This window comes from Psychrobacillus sp. L3 (assembly GCF_042945595.1).
Taxonomy (GTDB): domain Bacteria; phylum Bacillota; class Bacilli; order Bacillales_A; family Planococcaceae; genus Psychrobacillus.
The window spans coordinates 2,842,876-2,868,141 of sequence record NZ_CP168493.1; the positions used below are offsets into that span (position 1 = coordinate 2,842,876).

Annotated in this window: 26 protein-coding genes, 1 tRNA gene and 1 other RNA gene; 5 read left to right on the forward strand and 23 right to left on the reverse strand. The window is 37.2% G+C overall.

Annotated features, from left to right (window positions below; translation table 11 throughout):
• Positions 1–41: 41 nt before the first annotated feature.
• The 12 genes from ssrA to ACEPXD_RS14120 form a co-directional block, all read right to left on the reverse strand.
• Positions 42–395: a transfer-messenger RNA gene (gene ssrA, locus ACEPXD_RS14065) on the reverse strand.
• A gap of 68 nt (positions 396–463) precedes the next feature.
• Positions 464–931, reverse strand: coding sequence for an SsrA-binding protein SmpB (gene smpB, locus ACEPXD_RS14070; RefSeq protein WP_151700834.1), 468 nt, complete (start codon positions 929–931; stop codon positions 464–466).
• Between the two features lie 46 nt (positions 932–977).
• The gene (rnr, locus tag ACEPXD_RS14075) at positions 978–3,287 is read right to left on the reverse strand and encodes a ribonuclease R (protein WP_391116884.1); all 2,310 of its coding nucleotides are present in this window, start codon (positions 3,285–3,287) and stop codon (positions 978–980) included.
• Positions 3,288–3,329: 42 nt separating this feature from the next.
• Entirely contained in the window at positions 3,330–4,076 is a 747-nt protein-coding gene (locus tag ACEPXD_RS14080; protein WP_391116886.1) for an alpha/beta hydrolase, read from the reverse strand.
• A 99-nt stretch (positions 4,077–4,175) separates the two neighbouring features.
• Positions 4,176–4,403, reverse strand: coding sequence for a preprotein translocase subunit SecG (gene secG, locus ACEPXD_RS14085; protein ID WP_391116888.1), 228 nt, complete (start codon positions 4,401–4,403; stop codon positions 4,176–4,178).
• 418 nt (positions 4,404–4,821) lie between these two features.
• Complete coding sequence (eno, locus tag ACEPXD_RS14090; protein WP_391116890.1) at positions 4,822–6,114, reverse strand: phosphopyruvate hydratase; 1,293 nt, start codon at positions 6,112–6,114, stop codon at positions 4,822–4,824.
• Positions 6,115–6,116: 2 nt separating this feature from the next.
• A complete protein-coding gene (gpmI, locus tag ACEPXD_RS14095) occupies positions 6,117–7,655 on the reverse strand; it encodes a 2,3-bisphosphoglycerate-independent phosphoglycerate mutase (RefSeq protein ID WP_391116892.1) in 1,539 nt (512 codons plus the stop codon).
• Positions 7,648–8,409 carry a triose-phosphate isomerase gene (gene tpiA / locus ACEPXD_RS14100; RefSeq protein ID WP_391116894.1) on the reverse strand — a complete coding sequence of 254 codons (762 nt, stop codon included), beginning with the start codon at positions 8,407–8,409 and terminating at the stop codon, positions 7,648–7,650. The genes gpmI and tpiA overlap by 8 nt, the downstream gene beginning before the upstream one ends.
• Before the next feature lie 15 nt (positions 8,410–8,424).
• A complete protein-coding gene (locus ACEPXD_RS14105; protein WP_391116897.1) occupies positions 8,425–9,609 on the reverse strand; it encodes a phosphoglycerate kinase in 1,185 nt (394 codons plus the stop codon).
• Positions 9,610–9,713: 104 nt separating this feature from the next.
• On the reverse strand, positions 9,714–10,721 hold the full coding sequence (gene gap, locus ACEPXD_RS14110) for a type I glyceraldehyde-3-phosphate dehydrogenase (protein WP_391116899.1): 1,008 nt from the start codon (positions 10,719–10,721) through the stop codon (positions 9,714–9,716).
• A gap of 12 nt (positions 10,722–10,733) precedes the next feature.
• Positions 10,734–11,771, reverse strand: a complete 1,038-nt coding sequence (locus ACEPXD_RS14115) for a sugar-binding transcriptional regulator (protein WP_391116901.1) — start codon at positions 11,769–11,771, stop codon at positions 10,734–10,736.
• 354 nt (positions 11,772–12,125) lie between these two features.
• Positions 12,126–12,359 (reverse strand): glutaredoxin family protein, encoded by a 234-nt coding sequence (locus ACEPXD_RS14120; RefSeq protein ID WP_391116903.1) that lies wholly within the window; start codon positions 12,357–12,359, stop codon positions 12,126–12,128.
• A gap of 177 nt (positions 12,360–12,536) precedes the next feature.
• Here ACEPXD_RS14120 and ACEPXD_RS14125 point away from each other — a divergent pair, with 177 nt between their 5' ends.
• The 3 genes from ACEPXD_RS14125 to ACEPXD_RS14135 all read left to right on the forward strand — a co-directional run bounded on the left by ACEPXD_RS14125 (position 12,537) and on the right by ACEPXD_RS14135 (position 14,115).
• Positions 12,537–13,049, forward strand: a complete 513-nt coding sequence (locus ACEPXD_RS14125; RefSeq protein WP_391116905.1) for an RNA polymerase sigma factor — start codon at positions 12,537–12,539, stop codon at positions 13,047–13,049.
• Positions 13,036–13,788 (forward strand): hypothetical protein, encoded by a 753-nt coding sequence (locus ACEPXD_RS14130; RefSeq protein WP_391116906.1) that lies wholly within the window; start codon positions 13,036–13,038, stop codon positions 13,786–13,788. The genes ACEPXD_RS14125 and ACEPXD_RS14130 overlap by 14 nt, the downstream gene beginning before the upstream one ends.
• Positions 13,789–13,905: 117 nt before the next feature.
• Positions 13,906–14,115, forward strand: a complete 210-nt coding sequence (locus tag ACEPXD_RS14135) for a hypothetical protein (protein ID WP_391116908.1) — start codon at positions 13,906–13,908, stop codon at positions 14,113–14,115.
• 86 nt (positions 14,116–14,201) lie between these two features.
• Here the strand turns inward: ACEPXD_RS14135 and ACEPXD_RS14140 are convergent, their stop codons facing one another.
• From ACEPXD_RS14140 to ACEPXD_RS14150, 3 genes are all read right to left on the reverse strand, one after another.
• Positions 14,202–14,648 (reverse strand): GNAT family N-acetyltransferase, encoded by a 447-nt coding sequence (locus ACEPXD_RS14140; protein WP_391116910.1) that lies wholly within the window; start codon positions 14,646–14,648, stop codon positions 14,202–14,204.
• 116 nt (positions 14,649–14,764) lie between these two features.
• Positions 14,765–15,574 carry a TPM domain-containing protein gene (locus ACEPXD_RS14145; protein WP_391116912.1) on the reverse strand — a complete coding sequence of 270 codons (810 nt, stop codon included), beginning with the start codon at positions 15,572–15,574 and terminating at the stop codon, positions 14,765–14,767.
• Entirely contained in the window at positions 15,574–16,152 is a 579-nt protein-coding gene (locus ACEPXD_RS14150; RefSeq protein ID WP_391116914.1) for a LemA family protein, read from the reverse strand. Before ACEPXD_RS14150 ends, ACEPXD_RS14145 begins: the two co-directional genes overlap by 1 nt.
• A 162-nt stretch (positions 16,153–16,314) precedes the next feature.
• Here ACEPXD_RS14150 and ACEPXD_RS14155 point away from each other — a divergent pair, with 162 nt between their 5' ends.
• A complete protein-coding gene (locus ACEPXD_RS14155) occupies positions 16,315–17,271 on the forward strand; it encodes a catalase family peroxidase (protein ID WP_391116916.1) in 957 nt (318 codons plus the stop codon).
• A 61-nt stretch (positions 17,272–17,332) separates the two neighbouring features.
• Here the strand turns inward: ACEPXD_RS14155 and ACEPXD_RS14160 are convergent.
• Positions 17,333–17,404, reverse strand: a tRNA-Arg gene (locus ACEPXD_RS14160).
• A gap of 164 nt (positions 17,405–17,568) precedes the next feature.
• On the opposite strand from ACEPXD_RS14160, the gene clpP reads away from it, so the two are divergent.
• Entirely contained in the window at positions 17,569–18,165 is a 597-nt protein-coding gene (clpP, locus tag ACEPXD_RS14165) for an ATP-dependent Clp endopeptidase proteolytic subunit ClpP (RefSeq protein WP_391116918.1), read from the forward strand.
• A 642-nt stretch (positions 18,166–18,807) separates the two neighbouring features.
• Here the strand turns inward: clpP and ACEPXD_RS14170 are convergent.
• The 7 genes from ACEPXD_RS14170 to ACEPXD_RS14200 all read right to left on the reverse strand — a co-directional run bounded on the left by ACEPXD_RS14170 (position 18,808) and on the right by ACEPXD_RS14200 (position 25,150).
• Positions 18,808–19,065, reverse strand: a complete 258-nt coding sequence (locus tag ACEPXD_RS14170) for an HPr family phosphocarrier protein (protein ID WP_391123257.1) — start codon at positions 19,063–19,065, stop codon at positions 18,808–18,810.
• A 19-nt stretch (positions 19,066–19,084) separates the two neighbouring features.
• Positions 19,085–20,026 (reverse strand): DNA-binding protein WhiA, encoded by a 942-nt coding sequence (gene whiA, locus ACEPXD_RS14175; protein WP_391116920.1) that lies wholly within the window; start codon positions 20,024–20,026, stop codon positions 19,085–19,087.
• A gap of 57 nt (positions 20,027–20,083) precedes the next feature.
• The gene (locus ACEPXD_RS14180; RefSeq protein ID WP_391116922.1) at positions 20,084–21,043 is read right to left on the reverse strand and encodes a gluconeogenesis factor YvcK family protein; all 960 of its coding nucleotides are present in this window, start codon (positions 21,041–21,043) and stop codon (positions 20,084–20,086) included.
• Positions 21,044–21,047: 4 nt separating this feature from the next.
• A complete protein-coding gene (rapZ, locus tag ACEPXD_RS14185) occupies positions 21,048–21,932 on the reverse strand; it encodes an RNase adapter RapZ (protein ID WP_391116924.1) in 885 nt (294 codons plus the stop codon).
• The gene (locus tag ACEPXD_RS14190) at positions 21,910–22,407 is read right to left on the reverse strand and encodes an NUDIX domain-containing protein (protein ID WP_391116926.1); all 498 of its coding nucleotides are present in this window, start codon (positions 22,405–22,407) and stop codon (positions 21,910–21,912) included. The genes rapZ and ACEPXD_RS14190 overlap by 23 nt, the downstream gene beginning before the upstream one ends.
• A 195-nt stretch (positions 22,408–22,602) precedes the next feature.
• Entirely contained in the window at positions 22,603–23,553 is a 951-nt protein-coding gene (trxB, locus tag ACEPXD_RS14195; RefSeq protein WP_391116928.1) for a thioredoxin-disulfide reductase, read from the reverse strand.
• 70 nt (positions 23,554–23,623) lie between these two features.
• Entirely contained in the window at positions 23,624–25,150 is a 1,527-nt protein-coding gene (locus tag ACEPXD_RS14200) for a tetratricopeptide repeat protein (RefSeq protein WP_391116930.1), read from the reverse strand.
• Between the last annotated feature and the right edge of the window lie 116 nt (positions 25,151–25,266).

Here is a 25,266-nt window from a genome sequence, read left to right on the forward strand (position 1 = left end):
TTTAAACATTGATTTAACAGTGTTTCTACTGCTAAAAATAAGTATGGAGACGGCGGGATTTGAACCCGCGTCCAGAAACTCTAACACTTAAGCTTCTACGCGTGTATCTTGCCTATTTAGGATTCGCGTAGCACTATGCCGACAAGCGGGCGTCATGTACGCTAACTTGGAAATCTCTTGCTGACAGCTCAAGTGGCACTGCCAACCGTATCCCACTAAAGTTGAGCTTTACCTAGCCACATGGGCGATGGATAGATAAAGCAGATCCGAGCTTACGCTGCGAATGCTAAGTTGTTGTTTGTTTTGCCTGTTGTTATAAGTTCCGTTTTTACGGAGCCGAGCCTCCGACGCGCAACTCAAGCTCAGACTATCCCTGTCGAATCCATAACGTCCCCGTTTATGGAATATAAGCTTTGTTACATACTCACTATACATCAAATATGGTCAAAATTCAAGTGAAACGTTATTGATTGCGCTCTTTGAATGCTCTATCCATATCACGTTTTGCTTCTTTTTTCTTTAACACGTCTCGTTTGTCGTATTCTTTCTTCCCTTTTCCGACTCCGATTAATACTTTTGCAAAGCCATTTTTTAAATACATTTTAAGCGGAACGATGGTGTAGCCATCTCGTTTTGTTTCTCCGATTAATGTACTAATCTGCTTTTTATGTAAAAGTAGTTTGCGTGATCGCAGTGGGTCATGGTTGAAGCGATTTCCTTGTTCATATGGACTAATATGCATATTGGAGATCCATGCTTCATTGTTCCGAATTCGGATGAATGCATCTTTTAACTGTACCTTAGCATTTCGAATCGATTTGATTTCCGTACCTTGTAGTACAATACCTGCTTCAATCGTCTCTTCGATAAAGTAGTCATGGTTTGCTTTTTTGTTTTGTGCAAGCACTTTATCCTCAGGCTTTTTTGCCATCTCATTCACCTCTCAAAAGCTGGAGAGGAGCGACTTAATCGCTCCTTTATTTTTTCTTCGGTCGTTTACGTCGTTGTGATTTTTTCGCAACCGTTTCGTAAAATTTCTTTTTCTGATTGACTCCTGTTTTCGGACCTGGTTGAGAAGCTCCTTTTTTAGCAGGAGTTCTATCTTTTTTCTGCGCGTGAATTACTTTTGGTGCTTCTTTTCTAGTACGGTGGAATGCTTTTTTCATGCCGACGATTTCAAAGTCAACTGCAGATTCTTCTACTTTCACATCTGCTACTCGAATCGTCACTTCATCACCGATTCGGAATTGCTTCCCTGAACGCTCACCGATCATCATCAATTGACGGTCATCGAAACGGTAATAATCATCGGTCATATTCGTTACGTGCACAAGACCTTCTATTGTATTCGGAAGCTCGATGAACATACCAAAGTTTGTAATAGAACTAATAATACCTTCGAACTCTTCGCCGATTTTATCCGCCATATATTGTGCTTTTTTCAGTGAATCTGTATCACGTTCTGCATCTACTGCACGTCTTTCGCGTTTCGACGTATGTTCTGCAATATCATCGATAATCGCACCCCAATGACTAATCGTTGTTTGCGATACATCTCCATTTACTAAATACGTACGAATTAATCGATGAACGATTAAATCGGGATAACGTCGAATTGGTGAAGTAAAATGCGTATAATATTCTGTTGATAAACCAAAATGTCCTAAGCAATCAGCATGATATTTCGCTTGTTGTAACGATCTTAAAAGCATTGTAGAAATTACCGGTTCTTCTGGCATGCCTTCAATGGACTCAATAATTTCTTGTAATGCTTTCGGGTGAATATCATTTCCTGTCCCTTTTACAACAAGCCCAAAGTTTGTTAAAAATCCGAAAAAGCGTTGCAGTTTTTCCGGTTTAGGATCTTCATGGATTCGGTAAATAAATGGGACATCCATCCATTTGAAATGTTCCGCTACTGTTTCATTGGCAGCTAACATAAACTCTTCAATTAGACGTTCTGCAACCGTACGTTCCCGTATCGCAACATCCGTTGGCCAACCATCTTCATCAACAATTATTTTTGCTTCTGGAAAATCAAAATCGATTGCTCCACGATTTTTTCGCTTTTCTCTTAATACAGCTGCTAACTCAGCCATTGTTTCAAACATTGGCACAAGCGGCTCATATCGTTCCATTAATGCAGCATCTTTTTCTTCTAAAATTTTGTATACATCCGTATAAGTCATTCTTTCTGTTGTTCGAATAACACTTTGGAAAATCTCATGCGATGTCACCATACCAGAACCATCAATGATCATTTCACATGACAATGTTAATCGATCCACATGTGGGTTTAACGAACAAATCCCATTTGATAAACGATGTGGAATCATTGGAATAACTCGGTCTGCTAAATATACACTTGTTCCGCGGTCATATGCTTCACGGTCAAGTGGTGACCCTTCTGTTACATAATGACTTACGTCCGCAATATGTACACCAAGCTTAAATGTACCATCCGGGAATTTAGTCACGGTAACCGCATCATCTAAGTCTTTTGCATCGGCACCATCAATCGTTACAATTACTTCTTCACGTAAATCTCTACGATTATCCAAGTCTTTTTCGTCAATTGCATCTGGTACTGATTCCGCTTGATCGATTACTTCCTTTGGAAAATCAATCGTAATACCATGTTTATAAATAATCGATAATATATCGACACCAGGATCATTTTTATGGCCAAGAATTTGCTTGACAATCCCTGTTGCAGATTTTCTTTCATTTGGCCAATCCGTAATTTCTACAACTACTTTATGCCCTTCAATCGCTCCAAGTGTATCTCCTTTTGCAATAAATACATCCATTGGAACTTTCTTATCATCTGGAATAACAAATCCGAATCCTTTATTATCTTGAAATGTTCCAACAACTTGAGTCGTACCTCTTTGCGTAATTTTAATAATCGATCCTTCTCTTCGGTCACCGCTAGATTCAAGCGACACACGAACAAGCACTTTGTCTCCATTTACAGCTCCATTTACCTCAGTTGGTGGAATAAAAATATCATCCATTCCCTCTTCTTCTGGTGCAACAAAACCAAAGCCTTTTGCATGTCCTATAAACTTTCCAACTATCAAGTTCATACGTGATGGTATACCATATCGGTTCGATCTTGAACGGACAACTAATCCTTTTTCTTCCATTTGAACTAGTGTTTTCACTAATTCTTTAAATTCCTCCGAATGCGTAAGCCCAAAATGATTCTCGATTTCTTTTATCATTAACGGTTTATATTCTTCAGAGCGCATTAATTCGAGTAGCGTTTCTTTCATATTTTCCATGTTACATCCCTCCTTTTTCAGCGTGTGCACTTTTAGGTTGTTTTACACATTCCAATCCAGTGACTCTAAAAAGTTTAATATATCTTCATGTAATTGTTCTTTTTCCAAACCAAGTGTTATGACATGACCTGAATTTTCATACCAATTTAATTTTTTATCGATGGATTCCGCTTCATCATAAATGATATTTGCGGAATTTGTATCAATGACTACATCCTTCTTACCTTGTGTAACAAGGAGTGGTGCATAAATATGATCGACATGATCTTTCACGTTGTAAACAAACTCTCTTAGCTCTGACAATGTCTCCATCGGCGTTTGACGAATTGCTTCTACTTCTTCTTCGATTTGCTCTTCTGTTTTTCCTTCATACTTCTTATATTCTCTTGCATATTTTAATACACCTTCAAACATAATGTCCGTTGTTTTCATGGACATTGGAGAACACATGGTAACAATTCCTTTCACAGGAACTGTATACCCTAATTTCAATGAAAATATGCCACCAAGAGAAAGACCAGCAACCGCAATTTCCTCATAGCCAGTTGCCTTTAAATGATCATATGCTGCCATCACATCTTGCCACCAATCAGTTGGACCAGTTTCAAGAAGCTCTTCAGGTGGTACTCCATGCCCTTTATAATGTGGCGCTAATGATGTGTATCCATTTTTCTCTAAAAAGCGTCCGAGCATTCGAACATCAGACGAATTGCCTGTAAATCCATGGAGAAGTAATACTGCACGTTTCCCTGCTTCAAAGAAAAAAGGTTTTGGCGTTGAAATTCGCATGGATAAATCCCTCCAATCTAAAAGCTAGAAATAAATTATGTAATAATTAAAAGAAAACGCCTAACCAATCAGAAGTCGGTCAGGCGGTACGAATCTGTTTTAAAGTTTGGTTACAGCAATAGTTAGAATGAAAAATAACACTGCAAGTACTATCGTCACTCTATGTAATACAAGGTCCATACCTCGAGCTTTTTGTTTTCCAAAAAGTTGTTCAGCTCCACCAGAGATGGCTCCCGAAAGACCAGCACTTTTCCCCGATTGTAACAATACAACAACGATTAATGCAAGCGATACGATGACTAATAAAGTTAATAAAAACTCATGCATTTATTCCACCTCCTGATAAGAACATTCACAACAACTTTAATTTTACCAAAAACAACTAGAAGTTACAACTGTCTATCAATAATATAATGCTATTCAAGAAATATAACACACTGTTTTTTTGTTTATGAATAAAGTTAATAGAAATAGATTACATCTTATTTGTTCTTAAATAAAAAACAGCATTCACATGGATGCCCTCTTTTAAAGGGAAATTCAATTTAGTTGGAAAAACGGAAGCTTTAGTTGGAAATATCATTTGGTAAGTTGGAATAACCATTTCTTGGACTCCACTAACTCTCTATTTTACAATTATGTTAAAAGAGTGCGAATGCGAGCTAAATCCGCTTTGCAGGTGTTTATTAGAATAATTTCTATAAAAAACTACTTAACGATTCACTCGTTAAGTAGCTTTTTATCATTATTTTAAGTTGTAGAACGTTTTTTTACCTAAGTATTGAGCAGTTTCATATAATTGATCCTCAATACGAAGTAATTGGTTGTATTTGGCTACACGATCCGAACGAGAAGGTGCACCTGTTTTAATTTGCCCAGCGTTTGTTGCAACTGCTATATCGGCAATTGTTACATCCTCTGATTCACCTGAACGGTGAGAAATTACAGCCGTATAGCCAGCGCGTTTCGCCATTTCGATTGCGTCAAAAGTTTCTGTAAGAGTACCAATTTGATTTACTTTTACAAGAATCGAGTTTCCAACGCCTTGTTCAATTCCTTGTGCCAATTTTTTCGTATTTGTAACGAATAAATCGTCTCCAACTAATTGTATTTTTTTCCCTAAACGTTCTGTTAGTAATTTATGTCCAGCCCAGTCATTTTCATCTAAGCCGTCTTCGATTGAGATGATTGGGTATTTTTCGCAAAGTTCTTCATACCAAGCAACCATTTCTTCAGAAGTTTTTACAACGCCCTCACCTGTTAAATGGTATTTACCATCTTCTTTATTGAACAACTCAGAAGCTGCTACATCCATTGCTAGAAGGACATCTTCTCCTGGTTTATACCCTGCTTTTTCAATTGCAGTCATAATAGTAGATAATGCTTCTTCATTTGATTTTAAGTTTGGCGCAAATCCACCTTCATCTCCAACAGCTGTGTTTAATCCTGCATCTTTTAATACCGATTTCAAGCTATGGAAAATTTCTGCACCCATACGAAGTGCGTGACGGAATGATTCTGCTCCAACTGGCATTACCATAAATTCTTGAATATCTACATTATTATCTGCATGTTCCCCACCGTTTACAATATTCATCATTGGAACTGGCAGTTGCTTCGCATTAAATCCACCTAAATATTGATATAAAGGAAGTCCTAAATAGTCTGCTGCAGCATGGGCAACAGCAATGGAAACTCCTAAAATTGCATTTGCACCAAGGTTTCCTTTATTTTCTGTGCCATCTAAATCGATCATTGCATGATCAATTTCTACTTGATCTAAAACTGAAAAGTTCTCTTCTAATTCTGCCGCGATTATGTTATTTACGTTTTCTACTGCTTTTAGAACACCTTTACCTAGGTATCTTGCTTTGTCACCGTCACGAAGTTCTACTGCTTCATATTCACCAGTAGATGCTCCAGAAGGAACGATTGCACGGCCAAATGCGCCACTTTCTGTAAAAACTTCTACCTCTACTGTTGGGTTCCCACGTGAATCTAATACTTCACGAGCTTGAATCTGTGTAATAATTGGCATTTTTAACTCTCCGTTTCGATTAGTGTTTTACCTGTCATTTCAGGCGGTGTTTCTATCCCTAATAAGTGTAACATGGTTGGTGCCAAATCGGCTAAAATTCCGTTAGGACGAAGGGCAACATTTTTCTTTGTTACGATAACAGGAACAGGATTAGTCGTATGTGCAGTCATTGGCTGACCTTCTAGTGTAGTTACTTCATCTGAATTTCCGTGATCTGCTGTTATAATCGCATATCCGCCTTTTGAAGTAATGGCATCTACTATTTTACCTAAGCACTCATCCACTGCTTCTATCGCTTTAATCGTTGGCTCTAGCATTCCACTATGACCAACCATGTCCGGATTAGCAAAGTTTAGTATGATTGCATCGAAATTGTCATTTGCTATTTCAGCTAAAAGTGCATCCGTTACTTCATATGCACTCATTTCGGGTTGCAAATCATACGTAGCCACTTTTGGAGAATTTATTAAAATCCGTTGTTCTCCAGGAAATGTCTCTTCACGTCCACCGCTCATAAAAAATGTTACATGTGGGTATTTCTCAGTTTCCGCAATGCGTAGTTGTGTTTTATGATGAGCGGAAAGAACCTCTCCAATTGTATTAGATAAGTTTGCTTTTTCAAAAACAACATCCGATACAACGTCATCACTATAATGCGTGAACGTCACAAACTTTAAATTTGTTGGATGCTTTTCACTTAACTTAAAGCTATCAAAAGTTGGTGTATTTAATGCTAAAGATAATTGAATCGCACGATCAGGTCGGAAATTAAAGAATATTACTGCATCTCCCAAGCCAATTGTCGCAACTGGTTTTCCAACTTCTTCAATAACGAAAGGAATAACAAATTCATCTGCAATATCTTCCTCGTATGATTGAAGAATACCTGCCGTTGCTGTTTCAGCCGTATTTCCTACTCCGTCAACAAGCACTTTATAAGCAAGTTCTACTCTATCCCAGCGATGATCGCGATCCATTGCATAATAGCGACCACTTATCGATGCGAATTTACCTACACCGATTTCTTTCATTTGCTTTTCTGTTTCTTCTACATACCCAACTGAAGTACGTGGTCCGACATCACGACCATCTAAAAATCCATGAACAAATACATCTTGTAACCCATGGTCTTTTGCCAATTTTAATAATGCGAATAAATGCGTGTAATGACTATGAACCCCACCGTCTGAAAGTAATCCCAATAAGTGCAGTTTCCCACCATGTTTCTTCGCATGTTCAATTGCCGCTATAAGTTTAGGCTCTAAAAAGAAATCCCCTTCACGAATCGATTTATGAATTCGAGTTAAGTTTTGATAAACAATTCTTCCTGCCCCGATATTTAAATGACCTACTTCCGAGTTACCCATTTGACCATTTGGCAAGCCTACTGCTTCACCTGATGCTATTAAAGTAGCATTCGGGTATTCTGCCCAATATCGATCAAAGTTAGGCTTGGTTGCCTGAACAACCGCATTTCCATACGATTCATTTCGCAATCCAAATCCATCCAGAATGATTAAAGCAACTGGACTTTTAGGCATTTTGACCAGCCTCCAATAGCTTCACGAATGAATCTACTTGTAAACTTGCTCCACCAACTAGCGCGCCATCAATATGTTCTTTTGAAAGTAATTCTTCAATATTCTCCGGTTTTACACTTCCGCCATATTGAATACGAACGCTACTTGCAACTTCTTCTCCAAATCCGTCTAGAACTGTTTCACGGATTGCTTGGCACACATCATTTGCATCATCTGCAGTAGCTGTTTTACCTGTTCCAATTGCCCAAATTGGTTCATACGCAATGATTGAATTTTTCACATTTTCTTCCGAAAGTCCTTCTAAAGCAGCCATTACTTGTGTCGATACAATGCTCTCTGTTTCATTTTGTTCACGTTGTTCTAAAGTTTCTCCTACACAAATAATAGGCGTTAAGTTATTCTCAAACGAAGCTTTTACCTTTTTATTGACGGATTCATCTGTTTCATTGAAATATTGACGTCTTTCGGAATGTCCAATTACAACATATTGAACACCTAAATCTTGAAGCTGATGTCCACTGACTTCCCCTGTAAATGCTCCTTCTTTTTCCTCGTGCATCGTTTGCGCACCAATAGAAATAAAAGAATCTTTTGCTACATGTACAAGTTGGTCTAGGAATAATGCTGGAGCGCAAATAACTGTTTCCACTTTGCTGCTATCCACTTGTTTACCTTTTAACTGTTCAACGAAATCTTTCGCTTCGGCAAGTGTTTTATACATTTTCCAATTTCCTGCAATCACTGGTTTACGCATATACATTCTCCTCCATTATTTATCGTTTAAAGCAGATACTCCTGGTAGGTCTTTCCCTTCCATAAATTCTAAAGAAGCTCCTCCACCAGTTGAAATATGGTCCATTTTATCTGCAACATTGAATTTTTCAACAGCAGCTGCTGAATCTCCACCACCAATAATTGTATATCCAGCTGTTTCAGCCATTGCGCCTGCTACACCTTTCGTACCATTTGAAAATACTTCCATTTCAAATACACCCATAGGCCCGTTCCAAATAATCAGCTTACTATTTTTAATAACATCCGCATATAAAGCAGCAGTTTTCGGTCCAATATCTAACCCCATCCAGTCAGATGGAATTTGGTCGATATCGACAACTTTCGTATTGGCATCTTTTGAAAACTCATCCGCTACGACTACATCTACTGGTAAGTAAAAAGAAACACCTTTTTCTTTCGCTTTTTCCATAAAAGACTGCGCCAATTCGATTTTATCTTCCTCTAATAAAGAGTTTCCAACATCATGCCCTTGTGCCTTGGTGAATGTATACGATAAACCTCCACCGATTAATATATTATCTACTTTGTCCAATAAATGATTGATAACACCAATTTTATCTTTCACTTTTGATCCACCAATAATTGCCGTAAATGGACGTTCTGGATTAGATAAAGCTTTTCCTAAAACATCTAATTCTTTTTCCATTAACAAGCCTGATACAGCAGGTAGTAATTTTGCAATTCCTTCTGTTGTTGCATGTGCACGATGAGCTGCACCAAACGCATCATTCACGTATACATCCGCTAGACTAGCAAATGCTTTTGCAAGTTCTGCATCATTTTTTTCTTCCCCTGCATGGAAGCGAACATTTTCTAATAATAGAACGTCTCCATCCGCCATTTCGGAAACAGCTTGCTCTACTGCAGTACCAATGGATTCATCTAATTTCTTTACTGGCTTATCCAAAAGTTTAGCTAAATGCTCTCCTACTTTTGTCAAACGTAGCTCTTCTTTCACTTCGCCTTTTGGACGACCCATATGGCTAGCTAAAATTACTTTCGCACCTTGCTCGATTAAATGGTTGATCGTCGGTAATGCTGCACGAATACGCGTATTATCTGTAATCGCTCCATCTTCCATCGGCACGTTAAAGTCTACACGACAAAACACACGCTTTCCTTGTAAAGTTACATCGCTCATTGTTTGTTTTTCATTCATGAGATAAGCCCCCTTATATGTATAAAAATAAGGAGCGAAGGGTAACCCTTGCTCCTTTTACCCTCTTTCATTATAGAGGTTATAATCCATAATCGCTATGCTGATTATAGTCCTTTTTTAGCCATAAGTAATGCAAGGTCGATACAACGTGAAGAGTAACCTGATTCATTGTCATACCAAGATAATACTTTCACCATATTATCACCTAATACCATTGTTGAAAGTCCGTCAATTGTAGAAGATGCTGTATTTCCATTATAGTCAATTGAAACTAATGGAAGTTCATTGAAAGCAAGAATTCCTTTTAATTCATTTTCAGAAGCATGTTTTAACGCAGCATTAACTTCTTCCACTGTTACTTCTTTTTCAAGCTCTGCAACAAAGTCTACTAAAGATACGTTTGGTGTTGGTACGCGGATAGCCATACCATCTAATTTACCTTTAAGTTCAGGAAGTACTTTCGCAACTGCTGATGCTGCTCCTGTTGTAGTTGGAATCATAGATTCTCCTGCTGCACGAGCACGACGGTAATCACTATGCGGCAAGTCCAAAATGCGTTGATCATTTGTGTATGAGTGAATAGTTGTCATCATGCCACGTTTAATACCAAATTGATCTTGTAAAACTTTTGCAAGTGGTGATAAACAGTTTGTTGTACATGATGCATTGGATATTACATGATCTGTTTCTGGATTATATTTATCCGCATTTACACCCATAACAAATGTAGGCATATCGTCTTTAGCAGGTTGAGATAGAATTACTTTTTTAGCTCCAGCTTCAATATGCTTCCCAGCTTTATCTGCTGTACTAAATAATCCAGTACATTCAATAACGATATCAATTTCGTGTTCTTTCCATGGAAGTGCTGAAGGGTCTTTCTCAGCAAAAACTCGAATGTTCTTACCGTTTACGATTAAATAATCACCCTCAGAAGAAACGTCCGCATTTAAAATTCCATGGACAGAATCATATTTTAACAAGTGTGCAAGCATTGCTGCATCTGTTAAGTCATTGATTGCTACTACTTCTAACTCACTTTGTTCTAATGCTTCTCTAAAAACTTTACGTCCTATACGTCCAAATCCATTAATCGCTAATTTTACTGTCATTTTATATTCCTCCTAATTGGTTTGTGAGATTATGTTCATCATTTCATTTGCAGCACCTTCATCGGTCACTAACACGGTTTGTTCCGGCGCTTGTTTAAAATAGGATAATAGTGCTTTTGCTTTTTTGGCACCACCTGCAACTGCAAGTAGATGCTCTATATTTTTTAATTGTTTTAACTGAATTCCAATTGTTCGTATTCGGTGAACTGCTTCGCCTTGATCATTAAAATAATAACCAAACGCTTCACTAACCGAGCCTTTTTCTTTTAAACGCTCGATTTCCTCTTCGCTAGAATTTCTTCTTCGAGCCATTTCTTCGGCATCACCAATTCCATGAATAATAATGCTTGTTTTTTCATATAGATCCATCATTTCTTGAATGAATGGCTCTTTCTTCATCGTAGTGTATGCTTCTTCACTTAAACTATCCGGCATATACAATGTTCTATAGGATCCATTTGTTTTATTGGAAAAAAGCGAGACAATCGTATTTGCTTGTAACGTTACATCTTTCCCAACTCCACCTCGAGCTGCGATAAACATTAAGTTTTTCCATTTTGTTGTATCTTGAACAAAATTGGAGATGGATGCAATGGTTGAACCGCCTGTTACTGCGATTATTTTGTCATCCGTCAAAATGCTTTCCAAAAACTTTGCAGCTTCTTGAGATAAAAGCATGGCTGCATTTGTATTAGTATCTACATTTCCTGGAACAATAATTACTTCTTTTATGTGTAAAATTTTTGAAAGTGTTTGTTCCAGTTGTAATCTCCCTGACCACTCGCGAACGACTTCTTTTAATTCCATTAATATTTTTGTTCCTTCAGGAGAAATTGCTGCTCCATCACGTGATATTTCTATTAATCCTTGATTTCTTAATGCGTCTAATTCTTTCCGAGTGTCTCTTTCTGACAAACCTAATTGTTCTCCTAAAACTCGCCTACCAATCCCTTTAGATAATTGAATCATCTGAAGTACTTGGTACCTTTTTTGTAATAAATCACTCATTTCAGGAATTAGCTTTAACTGAGCTGTGAGTAAAGATTCCATATTTCACTTCCAAACTTATTGGTACGTTTTTGTCCCACTTACTTAAAAAATGTCCCACTTACATAAAAAAAAGTGAATTTCTAAAATCATCATACAATACTATATGCTAATTGGCAATACTAGTGCATTATTTTTGGGAAATATTGAGACAGTAAATAGGTGAAGGTCAAACGGATCCTGTCAAGCTAGGCATAACGGGGCAAATATTGCGAGTATGACCTTCTATGTTGCGAGTACATATGCTTAACTTGCGAATACTCATGGAAATGTTGCGAGAATACTTATGAATATTGTGATTATGCTCTACGATATTGCGAGTAGCATAAAATCTAATGAAACACACAATCTGGACCACTATTTTAACAATGCATCCAGTAGTGTTGCGTAATCTACTTGTCCATATTGAATAATTTCATCTTCGAATTCAACTACTGGAATCATCAGCATATATTTTTCGTGTAGTGCTTCATCTTCTTCTATATTTACTTCCTTTATTTCAAACGCTACATCTTCTTGCACAAGTTTCAGCATAAGTCTTGCCTCTTCACATAAATGACAACCTGGTCTCGTGTAGAATTGGACAATCATTTTATATCATCCCTTCCAAAAATCATTTGATACGTTTTATTATAATCTTTTTGAACAATAAAATCGTGGGTTATTTTGTACATAGAATTAAATACAAATTATTTCCTAAAAAGGTTAAAGTAAAAGTGATACTTTTTATTTGTTCCTTCGTCTATAGCAATAAGGGGAGGTCAGAAGATGGAAATGGAACAGCTATACAGAGAGCACAGCGATCGAGTTTACAGCTATATATACTTACTTGTCCTTCATAGAGAATGTGCCGAAGATCTTACACAAGAGACATTTTATAAAGCATATAAAGGACTAAAAGCCTTTAATATGCAGGCATCCACTGCCACCTGGCTATTAAAAATAGCACGTAATGTAACCTATGACTATTTTCGAAGGAAAAGGGTCATCCAATTTTTCTCCTTTGAAAAAGAGCATGATTTAGAAACAAACGCATTATCACCAGAGAGTCGATTGGAACAAAAGGAGCAACTTTCTTTGATGTATGACTCCTTAAGTAAGCTAAAAAAAGATTATCGAGAAGTACTGCTCCTGCGAAAGGTACAAGAATGCTCCATTCAAGAAACAGCCTATATACTTGGTTGGACCGAGGCAAAAGTAAAGATGAAAATGACGCGAGCACTTGAGGCACTTAAAAAGGAGTTTCATCAGAAAGGAGGTCTTGCAAATGAAACCACGTAAAGAATTTGATGAGTTTTTTGAGGAAATGAAAGATGTGGATCGTTCAGAGGAAGCAAAGCGCAATTCGTTACTAGCCTTAAAAGATAGAATAGAAACAAAGAGAAAACGCAATATATTTCCTGCCTTTATTTCATTAGCAATAATAGCAATTGCCTCCTTTCTCTTCATTACTATTTCTAATCCCTCAGAGACAGAGCAATCAGCTAAGCCTCTTTCTAATGAAGAGGTGATTATGGCAGTGCTGGAGAGAGAATATAATGGACCTGATGATGAGTATTTGCGTTTAATGAACAACTGGATGAATTTACAAAGTGAAACGAAAGCGGAGAACCAAGAGCAGTATAATCAACTTCTACAATCAAAGGAATACACGGACCTAATGGATTATTTTCCAAACACTTTTGGTGAATATTTTAGTGAAGGTGTTCTGACATCCTTAATTAATTCCAATCTTGTGTTCAAGTATGACTATTTCCTAGAGGATACAGATATAGAGATGCATTTAGAAAGCGTGGAGATTAAACAGGAGAAGGATCATCCGAATATTTATCGCCCAAAAATAGAAGTTTCCTTAACAAATAGCAAAGGACAGAAAATTTATCATACATTGCAAGAAGAATTTATCTTTTCTACTTCTGAACCTGGAAAAATAGGCAGATATAATATAACGAAAGATGGTGATGGAGTGACACTTAAAGAGAAAATAAAGAATTTTATCGCATATGTTGGTGATGATTAAGATGTAAAAACACAAACTAACGACACCCTTTACTTCACTGGTAAGATTTACAAGACTGATAGTACAGAGAGAAATCTTCATAGATTTACATCCAATAGAAAACAAATAACTTCAATTTTGGCGACTATTGAACATCTTTCTGTTACAGAGGAAACAAATCAAGAATGCAAAGAGAGGTCTGAAGTTCTTCCTCGAGTTGATAAATATCACATTCTCCTAACAAACGAGGTAGATGAAGGAACATCTTTGTATACCACTACAGAACCTCATATTGCGAAATACGAAATGGTTAAGCAGATGCTAGATGAATTTGCTGAAAACGAATAATCAAAAAACCAACTGATTGTTGGTTTTTTCTTGTTGAAAGGTTGTTTACGACAAGCAAAAAAGAAGAGCCTCTGCTCTCCCCCCAATCACAGTTTCAATACAAACTCCGCTTCTCCTTCATTGATCTTGCCTGTTTTTTTGAATCCGAAGCTTTCGTATAGTTTTATAGCTACTTCATTGTCTGGCTCCGTTGATAGGTAGATAGTTTCACAACCATCTAACTGCTTCATTTCGTCCAAGATCATCTGTATAACCGCTCTACCGTAGCCCTTCCTCTGACAGCTGTAATCAATCATTAATCGACATATCCAGTAATTCTTAGTATCTTCATCAAATCCATACATTGCGAAGCCGATAATCTTGTCATCTACCTCTATCCCTTTAGCAATCCATCCAGTCTCGTAAATCGATTGCACTATAGATAGCGCATTAGAGGCTACAAATTGTTCTACTACGGTCGCCTTCCCATCACCATTAGTAGTCAATAAAACCGTTCGTAGCCAGTTATCCTTGTTGATCTCTACTAGTTTCATTCCCAAATCCCCCATTCATTACTTCTTCATGATTTTATCGGAATGATTAAAATTGATACAAAAAAGGAAATTTCAACAAAGAAAACGCCCTATTAAGGACGTTTTCCATTAATAATTTACCATTTACGTCCTGCTCCGCCGCCTCCGGAACTACCGCCGCCGAAGCCACCGAAACCTCCGCCTGATCCTTTTCCTCCACCTCCGAAGCCGCCACCAAAGCCACCTCCGAAACTTCCTGGACCAAACATATTTGAGCGGCGTCTTCTACCAGACCCACCACCACCGCCACCATTTTTCATGATTGTAAAAATAAAATAGATGACAACCACGATTCCAATGATGGTAGATATCGAAAAACCGCCGTCTGATGCAGATGGATCTTTCACCTCCAAAAGCTCGCCGTCTAAACCATATTCTTTTGCGACTTCATTATATAGCACTTGGTACGTAGAAAGGACTGCATCATCCACTGACCCTTGTTCTAGAAAAGGATTCGTATAATTCTCTAATATACGACCAATTTTCCCATCAGGTAAAGCTCCTTCAAGACCTTGGCCGACTGAAATATATACATCTCTGTTGCCTTTTTTAGTTGGATCTGTTTCGATCACCAATAAAACACCATTATTTTTTTTCTGATCCCCAATACCAAATTTTCTTATGACATCTACACTAAATTGATTAACGTCTTGCCCATTTAATGAATTGATAATCATGACGACAATTTGTGATCCTGTTGCTTCATCTAATTGTTGACCAAGCTTTTCTACTTGTTTCTTTGTCGATGGGGACAAAAATCCTTCATAATCTTGTACGTAAAGTTCACCTGGAATAGGCTTTGGTATTTTAGATGCTGCTACCGTTACTAGTGGGATGGAAATAAATAGAAGCAGCGCAACTATGAGCATTCGCGCGACTTTTCTCATTACTTGCCATCTCCTTTAAAATCAACGACAGGCGCTTCTTTTGCATTTGCGTCTGCTTTAAAATATTCTTTTTCATCGAAGCCAAAAATAGAAGCAATAATACTTCCCGGCATGCGTTTTACTTTTTTATTGTAGTCTGAAACTACCCCATTATAGTCTTGTCTTGCTATAGACAAACGATTTTCTGTTCCAGCAAGTTCATCCATTAATTGACGAAAGTTTGCATCTGCTTTTAAATTAGGATAATTCTCAACGACTACTAACAATCTGCTTAGTGCTCCGGATAACTGATCATTTGCAGCTGCCTGCTCCGCTGGTGTACTCGCTCCAGCTAATTTCGAACGTGCATCCGCTATATTACTAAGCACTTCTTTTTCATGTGAAGCAAAGCCTTTTACTGTATTCACAAGGTTCGGAATTAAATCCAAACGGCGCTGCAATTGGTTTTCCACTTGAGCATATGCGTTATTGACATCTTCTTCTCCATTTACAAAACCGTTATAACTCGGTATTAAAATAGCCGCAATAATAGCAATAATCACGATTATAGTTACAAGCGGTCCAAATAATTTCTTCATCTCATTCACCTCTTATTAAGTATAATATATTTCTAGCTTTAAATCGAAAATGTGAAACCTACTTAACTATACGAAAAAGACATTAAATGGTTTCAAAAAAATGGAGGCTATCTCCTTTGATTAATATAAAGATTTTGGGGTAAAGCTGAAATAGAATGATAAATGGAGGTGATTCAAGTAGATAATCCTATTCATCATGATCCTTTGCCAACAGACGCAATTGACACTCTTGAAAAGATTCAGGGAAAGTTTCCTGGAGCCCGCCGCGCACATGCAAAAGGTTTGTTTTATGAAGCGACCTTTACGCCTAACGGTAATGCAATACCATATACTACTGCAGAACACCTGCAAAATGAGGTTGTGCCTGTAACTGTCCGATTTTCAAACAGCCCACCAAACCCGACAGCTGCGGATTTTCTTTCCCCTTTCAAAGGTATGTCCGTCCAGTTTCACCTAGCAAATGGAACTGATAGTCATCTAGTGAGCACCACAATTCCGATGTTTATTACAAAAGACCCGAAAACCTTTATCGATATGTTAAAAATTTTAACAGCAGACAAAACCGGTATAGATAAAGTGGATCTGGGCCTAGGTATAATGAATATCATCAAAAAGTATCCTGAAAGAAAAAACATATTACTTGCGCTGAAAGAACAGTTTAAACAGCCGCCCACAAGTTATGCTCGACTCCATTATTACCCAATACACGCTTTTTATTTTGTGAATAAAGAAGGAAAACGCCAAGCGATCAAATATGAGTGGCAACCCTCACAAAAAGAAACTTCACTGAAAAAACCAGAAGCAAAAATAACTTCTCCTGATTATTTAAGTGAAGAACTTCACGAGAGATTACTAAATGGGTCGGTTTCTTTTAACTTAGTCATTCGTTTAGGAAGTGAGAACGACGCTACGGATGATGCAACAGATCCTTGGCCGGAAGATAGAAAAAAAGTTGTCGTTGGTCAATTAACCTTAAATAAAGCGGTATTTCCGAATGAGTCAATTTTATTTGACCCAACCATTGTCGCTGAAGGCATCGAACTTACGGAAGATCCTATCCTTCATTTTCGCCATGAATCCTACGCCGTTTCATTTAATAGACGTAGGAAAAATGAATAAAAAAAACACTTTAACCATGTGATACCATGATTAAAGCGTTTCTTGTTTTTTACTTAATTTATGCCCTCGGCGAGGATCGAACTCACATTACAAGCTTCGGAGGCTTGTGTGTTATCCATTACACTACAAGGGCAAGCGACTTATTTATTATACAAATAGAACGGGCAAAATTCAACCTTTCATTTTGAAGCTTAAAATTTGACCTTCCTTGACCATAATGTGTATGATAAAGTTACAACTGAGAGAATATTTCTCAGTAATCAACTTACAATACCACTTTTGAAGGAGGCAATCAGGATGAATTTAATTCCTACAGTTATTGAACAAACAAATCGTGGGGAACGCGCATATGACATTTACTCACGATTACTAAAAGACCGTATTATCATGCTTGGAAGTGCTATTGATGACAACGTTTCAAACTCCATCGTTGCCCAATTATTATTTTTAGAAGCAGAAGATCCAGAAAAAGATATCTCCATCTATATTAATAGCCCAGGCGGAAGCATCACTTCCGGAATGGCAATCTACGATACAATGCAGTTCATCAAACCAGATGTACAAACGATCTGTATCGGTATGGCTGCTTCTATGGGTGCATTCTTACTAACAGCTGGAGCAAAAGGAAAACGTTATGCGCTTCCTAATGCAGAAGTTATGATTCACCAACCACTTGGTGGAGCACAAGGGCAAGCAACAGAAATCGAAATTGCGGCTAAACGTATCTTACACCTACGCGATAAGTTAAATGGCATTATGGCGGAACGTACTGGCCAACCTCTAGAAGTCGTTTCAAAAGATACAGACCGTGATAACTTCATGACTGCAGAACGTGCAAAAGAATACGGTTTAATCGACCATATCATTAGCCGTAGCGAAATGAAAAAAGCTTAATAAAAATCGTACCCAAGGAAATTTTTAATTTCCTTGGGTATTTTTTTGAGAAGGATAGCTATTTTTGGACCTAGAAAATTGCTACTCACCCCTACATAGCGTGTATAAACACATAAACTGTGGCTATCTCCCCATAAACATCGGCTATAAACCCCTTTACAGCCGCTCCAAACTTAATGAGTCGCTATCCGCTCCTACCGAGCGTGTGTAAACACATAAACTGGAGCTATCTCCCTATAAACAACGGCTATACTCCCCTTAACAGCTGCTCCGAACCTAGAAACTGGCTATCCGCCCCTACCGAGCGTGTATAAGCCCATAAACTGATGCTATCTCCCCATAAACAACTGCTATACTTCCCTTAATAGCTGCTCCGAACCTAGTAACTGGCAATCCGCCCCTACCGAGCGTGTATAAGCCCATAAACTGATGCTATCTCCCCATAAACAACTGCTATACTCCCTTTAACAGCTGCTCCGAATCTAGAAACTGGCTATCTGCCCCTACTGAGCGTGTATATGCCCATAAACTGGCGCTTTCTCCCCATAAACAGTGGCTATAACCCCCTTAACAGCTGCGTCAAACTTCGAAAAAGAAAAAAACGCCTTTTCGTCCATAATGATGACGAGTGAGGCGTTTTTTCTATTCTTCATTTGTAATAAATTTCGCTAGCGCTTCTACCGCTTCTTCTTCATCCGAACCTTCTGCACTTAAGTTTACAGTTATCCCTTTACTTATTGCTAAACTCATAATTCCCATAATACTTTTGGCATTTACTTTTTTGTCATCTTTTTCGAGATATACATCTGCAATATAACGATTAGCCTCTTGAACAAATAATGCTGCTTGTCTCGCTTGTAATCCTGCTGGTAATTTTACTTCCACATGTTTTTCTGTCATCATTCTACGCTCCATTTCACTAAATTGTTTCGCCTCTACGAAGTGCATCTGCAATTTCATCTATTTTTCGTAAACGATGATTAATACCTGACTTACTTACGTTCCCTGTCGAAACCATTTCACCTAATTCTTTCAATGTAACATCTTGATATTCAACACGCAACCTTGCAATTTCTCTTAATTTTTCTGGCAATTGATCTAGACCAACCGAATTTTCGATAAATCGTATATTTTCTACTTGTCTAATAGCCGCACTAATCGTTTTATTTAGATTCGCCGTTTCACAATTAACGAGACGATTTACACTGTTCCGCATATCTCGTATTATTCGAACATCCTCGAATTTCAATAATGCATAATGCGCACCAGCAATGCTTAAGAAGTCCGAAATTTTTTCTGCTTCCTTCAAATAAGCAACAAAGCCTTTTTTACGTTCAATAGTTTTTGCATTTAACTCGAATACATTCATCAAGTCTACTAGTGCATCACTATGTGTTTTATATAATGAGTAAATTTCCAAATGATAGGAAGACGTCTCCGGATTATTAACAGAGCCTCCTGCCAAGAATGCTCCTCTTAAATAAGCACGCTTACAGCAATTCTTTTTCACGAGTTCTTTGGAAATCGAATATTCAAATTGAAAACCCTCATTTAATATTTTCAAATCCTCTAATAAGCTCTTTGCCCCTTCACGGACACGACAAATATAGACATTATTTTTTTTCAATCTCATTTTTTTTCGAACAAGCAACTCTACTTGATATGGATACAAAGATTTTATCAATGTATATAGTCTTCTTGCTATGGCAGCATTCTCTGTTTGGACATCTAAACTAAGCATTTTATTGCTAAATGACAAGGAACCATTCATCCGAATAAGTGCGGAAAGTTCTGCTTTAGCACAACAAGGTTCTGACGCTTCTTGCGTCATTTCTTTTTTTGTTTCAGAAGCAAACGACATATCCGTTTCCCCCTTTCTTGCTAGAGACTGCTAACGATCAGTTTCAAAGAGCTCTCATTAACCTGCATACTCTACTAGCCATTTTGCTACTTTTATGGAATCATGGCGAACTGCACCGTCATAAACCACCGAAATATCTTTCTTTATGATTTCTATGTTTAATGTTTCTAAAACTTCAACATCTATTTTGACAGGCGAAGCTTTTTCTTGTTTGTATAAATATTGCACATTTTCTGGGATTTCTTCCTTACTAATTAAAAGTGTATCGATGAAATTTTCACCTATATGATTTATAAGTGCTTGAACATGATCAGACGCAGTATAATTACTCGTTTCCCCAGCTTGGGTCATTAAATTACAAATATATACTTTCTTTGCTTTTGAGCTGATTATTGCTTTTTTTATATCTACTACTAATAAGTTTGGAAGAATGCTTGTATAAAGGCTCCCAGGTCCAATTGCTATTATATCTGCTTCTGCAATGGTTTTAAGTGTTTCTGGTAACGGTTTCACATCTTCAGGAGTAATAAACACTTTCTTTATTTTCTGACCATACTTCGGAATTTTTGATTCCCCAGTTATTATTGTATTATCCTCGTATTGCGCATGAAGTGTTACTATCTGATTTGCAGCTGGAAGTACTTTTCCATGCACTTTTAATACTTGGCTCATTTCCCTAATTGCATTGGCAAAATCACCCGTAATAGAAGTTAAAGCAGTTAGCATTAAATTCCCTAAAGAATGACCTTCTAATTCAGTAGAATTGGAAAAACGATACTGGAACATTTCCTCCACTAAAGGCTCGACATCTGAGAGAGCAGCTAAAACATTTCGAACATCACCAGGTGGGGGAATATCATATTCATCTCGTAATCGCCCAGAACTTCCACCATCATCTGCTACAGTAACAATTGCTGTAATATCGATCGGAAATTTCTTTAAACCACGAAGTAAGGTAGATAATCCTGTACCCCCACCGATTATAACTATTTTTTTCTGGTGTTGAGTACGACTCATTACTTCATTCCTTTCTTATTGTAACATCTCTATGCGTGATAATCGTTTTATCTTCTGCTTTTAATTGTTTTCCAAAGTATTCAGCAAGGGTTACTGAGCGATGTTGCCCACCAGTACATCCAAATGCAATGACAAGCTGAGTTTTACCTTCCCGTTTATATTGAGGAATCATAAATAAAAACAAATCTGTTAACTTTTCGATTAGTGTTTTTGTGTCTACCCATTTTAAAACATAACTAGAAACTTCCTCATCTAATCCCGATTTCAAACGTAATTCCTCTATATAGTAAGGATTTGGAAGAAAACGAACATCAAATACTAAATCCGCATCTATCGGAATACCATGTTTAAAACCAAATGACATGACATTAACCGTAAATACTTTACTTCCTTTTGCTGAAAATTCATCTTGTATTTTTTCCCGTAATTCACGTGGTTTCATTTTGGAAGTATTATAAATGAATTGTGCTCTTCCCTTTAAATCAGACAGTAATTCTCTCTCTTTTTTAATACCATCTAAAGGAAGTCCAGAGTTTGCAAGGGGGTGAGACCTTCTAGTTTCCTTGTATCTTCTCACTAATACCTCATCTTCTGCATCCAAAAACAAAACTTTTGGCGTAACAGAAGTTGCTTCTTGCAAATTATTAACCGAATCAGCTAATGAATGAAACATTTCTCCTCCTCGCAAATCCATTACCGCTGCAATATTGCGAGGCTGTTTATTGGAATCTATCATTAAATTGATAAATGTTCCTAAAAGTTCCGGTGGCAAATTATCGATACAATAATAACCAAGGTCTTCAAAGCTTTGAATTGCTACTGTCTTTCCAGCCCCTGACATTCCAGTGATAATCACCACTTCAGTTTCAAGCTTTTGCTGACTTTCCATTGTTTACTTCTCCCTCCACGGATTGTTGAATCGTTTCTTTTATTAACGCAAAGTCGGGTGTGTATACAAATGTTCCATATTGTATTCCTTGCTCTCGAATAGCAAATAGCAGATTCGTTCGATCACCTTCAGCCATAGGCAGTAAGTGTAAGTCTTCTGCTGCATGCCATTCTAAAATGCCTTCTTTTGTTTCTTCAAAAGGGGTTCCTTCTATATCCGTTGCAACAAATGTAAATAGCATCCATTCGTCTATTTGCTTACTATTTTCTTCAATGACCATCGTATAAATTCCCTTTAAATGAGGATTGATTGGAATTGTATTTGTCTCTTCTGTAAACTCTCGAATTGCAGAGTTCAGTATGGACTCTCCCACTTCCATTTTGCCTCCTGGAGCAACATACCAGTTTCTTCTAGGCTTTTTCAATAAAAGAACTTGCCCATCTTTGTATACGAGTAAATTTGCGATTCGCTGCACGAATAATCACTCCAAAACTATCTTTACTTATTATTATATATTATACATGAAATTCATAAAAAGAGGCTGTTTCATCGATTAAAATCGAGAAACAGCCTGTCCAAATATTTCTTATATAAAAAGGGGTATTTATATTCCTTAATATACACCTTATTTATTTCAATAAGGTTACAATTGGATTAAAATAACATTAAATTATACATTTGCAACATTTTTATCTTTTAAATTTTCAATATAATGCTGTGCAGCTTGAGCGGCAATACTACCGTCTCCTGTTGCAGTAACAATTTGTCGAAGCATTTTTTCTCGTACATCTCCAGCACCGAAAATTCCAGGTACGGCTGTTTCCATTTTTTCATTCGTAACGATATATCCATTTTCGTTTAAGATGCCTAAGTTCAAGAATGGTTTTGTTAATGGCAACATTCCTACGTATACAAAAACTCCGTCCGTTTCGAAATCACTTTCCGATCCATCTACTGTAGAAACTAATGTTACTCCAGCTACTTTTCCGTCTTTGCCATTAATTTCTTTTAATGTCGTATTCCAAATAAAGTCGATTTTTTCATTGGCAAATGCACGTTCTTGTAAAATCTTTTGAGCACGTAGCGCATCGCGACGGTGAACAATCGTTACTTTATCTGCAAACTTTGTCAAAAACACGCCTTCTTCAACAGCAGAATCTCCGCCACCAACAACAACAAGTCTTTTCCCTTTAAAAAATGCCCCGTCACAAACTGCACAATAACTTACTCCGCGTCCTCCAAGTTCTGTTTCCCCTGGAATACCCATCTTCTTATATTCCGCACCAGATGAAATAATTACGGCTAATGCTTTATATTCTTTCCCACTAACTTTTACTGTTTTATATTGCTCGCCATCCACGATTTCCGCAACATCACCGTATGCATACTCGGCACCGAATTTCTTTGCATGATCGAACATTTTGGTAGAAAGTTCAGGTCCTAAAATGGTTTCAAAACCTGGATAGTTTTCCACTTCTTCCGTGTTCGCCATTTGTCCACCAGGAATTCCACGTTCTATCATAAGCGTAGAAAGATTCCCACGAGAAGTATAAACAGCGGCAGTCATACCCGCAGGTCCAGCTCCAATTATAATTACATCATAAATTTTTTCTTCAGTCATTGCTAATTCCCCCTACAATTCTACTCACACTCAATCTATAGGATTTTTATGCCCGCTTCAACTATTTTGCTTATGCATTAAACAGCGGCAAAAACTGAATTAGTTCATTGACATATTTGGTTAAGGTATTTGTAGTAATCCCATATTGATCCGCATAATACTTTTTCGTCACATTCTTAGAACGAGATGATTCAAACATATATTCTGTTGCAGCAGCTAAAGCTTTTGGGTTTTTAAAGTCATACCCCTTTTCAAGTGCACTTTCTATCAACATAAACCACATTTGAAACAGATAAGTAGCTGATTGCGCAAGTGGTTTATATTTTTCATAAAGTAAATCTGTTGCTGCAATTGCTCGTAAAAAGGCTTTCTCTGCCACTGATTTTTCATCAAATGAATGTCCTAATGACTGTGCTAAAAACAATTTTTCCATCGTGCTTAGTTCTTCTACAATTATCCATTGAGGATGAGAAATTATTTCTGATCGATGTTTTGATTTTCCTAACAAATAAAATCCAAAGATTCGTTCACTGACATGTTTGTTTTGGAGCTTCTCCAAAATGAATTCTTTTTGATGTTCCGTACCTTGATCATTTATTTCCTTCATTTGAGGTAGCCATGGCTCGAATCCTGCTTTTTCTGGATCCAGTTTCAATAACGCTTTCCAAGCATTTCGTGCAATTTCTTCATGTCCTGCAAAGTATGCGGAATGAGCTAACCAGAAATAAAATCCTGGATCTCCTTCAAAGCCTTTTCGCTGTAAGCTTCTCAACCATTTAAAGGCTTCTTCGTATTTTCCGATTAAGGCAAAAGTTGCACCCATTTTATATCGATGCTCGATAAAATACGGATTAATCTTAGATAGAAAATCCGTAATTTCTTCTAATTCTTCCGTATTTTTTTCATAATAATGAATAACAGCTAAATTACAAAGGGCATGAATATTCCCTCTGTTTTCACTTAATACTTTATGAAGCAATGCTTTTGCTTGTTCTTCTTCTCCAACATAGAAATAAGCAAGTGCCAAGTTATTGTATGCAGCCCAAAAGTCAGGATTATCAATAATCAAAGATTCTAGTAATTCTACCGCTTCAGAAAATTTCCCTTGCTCCATTAAACGTCTGGATTTTTCTTGTTGAAAAAGAGCTTCACTAGATGGACTGTCCATTTCCAAGGATTCTAAATCTTCTTGCTCTGTGAAATCTACAATTTCCATTGCTTCTTCTGTATATTCCCCTCGAATATCCATTTCCACATACATTCTTGCAAATCGATTGGCATCCATAAAATTTCCTAAATGTGCATTTACTTCTGCAAGAAAAAACACGATTTCTGACTCTTTTGGGTCAATATCATGTGCGCTTCTTAAAAGTTCATGCGCCCAATCAAAGTTATCTAATTCCATTTGTAAAATGGCATATTGCATTAATATTAATGGATCATCTGGACTCAAATCTGCTGCTCTTTTTAAATATTTATGTGCTTTTTCATACTGTTCTTTTTGAAGCTCGTCTAATGCTTTTTTATAGTAGTATTCGCCTGTAGGCAAAAATGAAATAATATTTTCTTTTAAAACCTTTTTATTTTTTTTATTCAAGATAATCCTCCGAAAAATAATAAGGGACGTATCACATACGCCTCGGCGTATGTGCGCCCAGATTTTTATCGAGCTTCCTCGATAAATTCCTTTAAAAATCTGTGGCATCCGCCGGA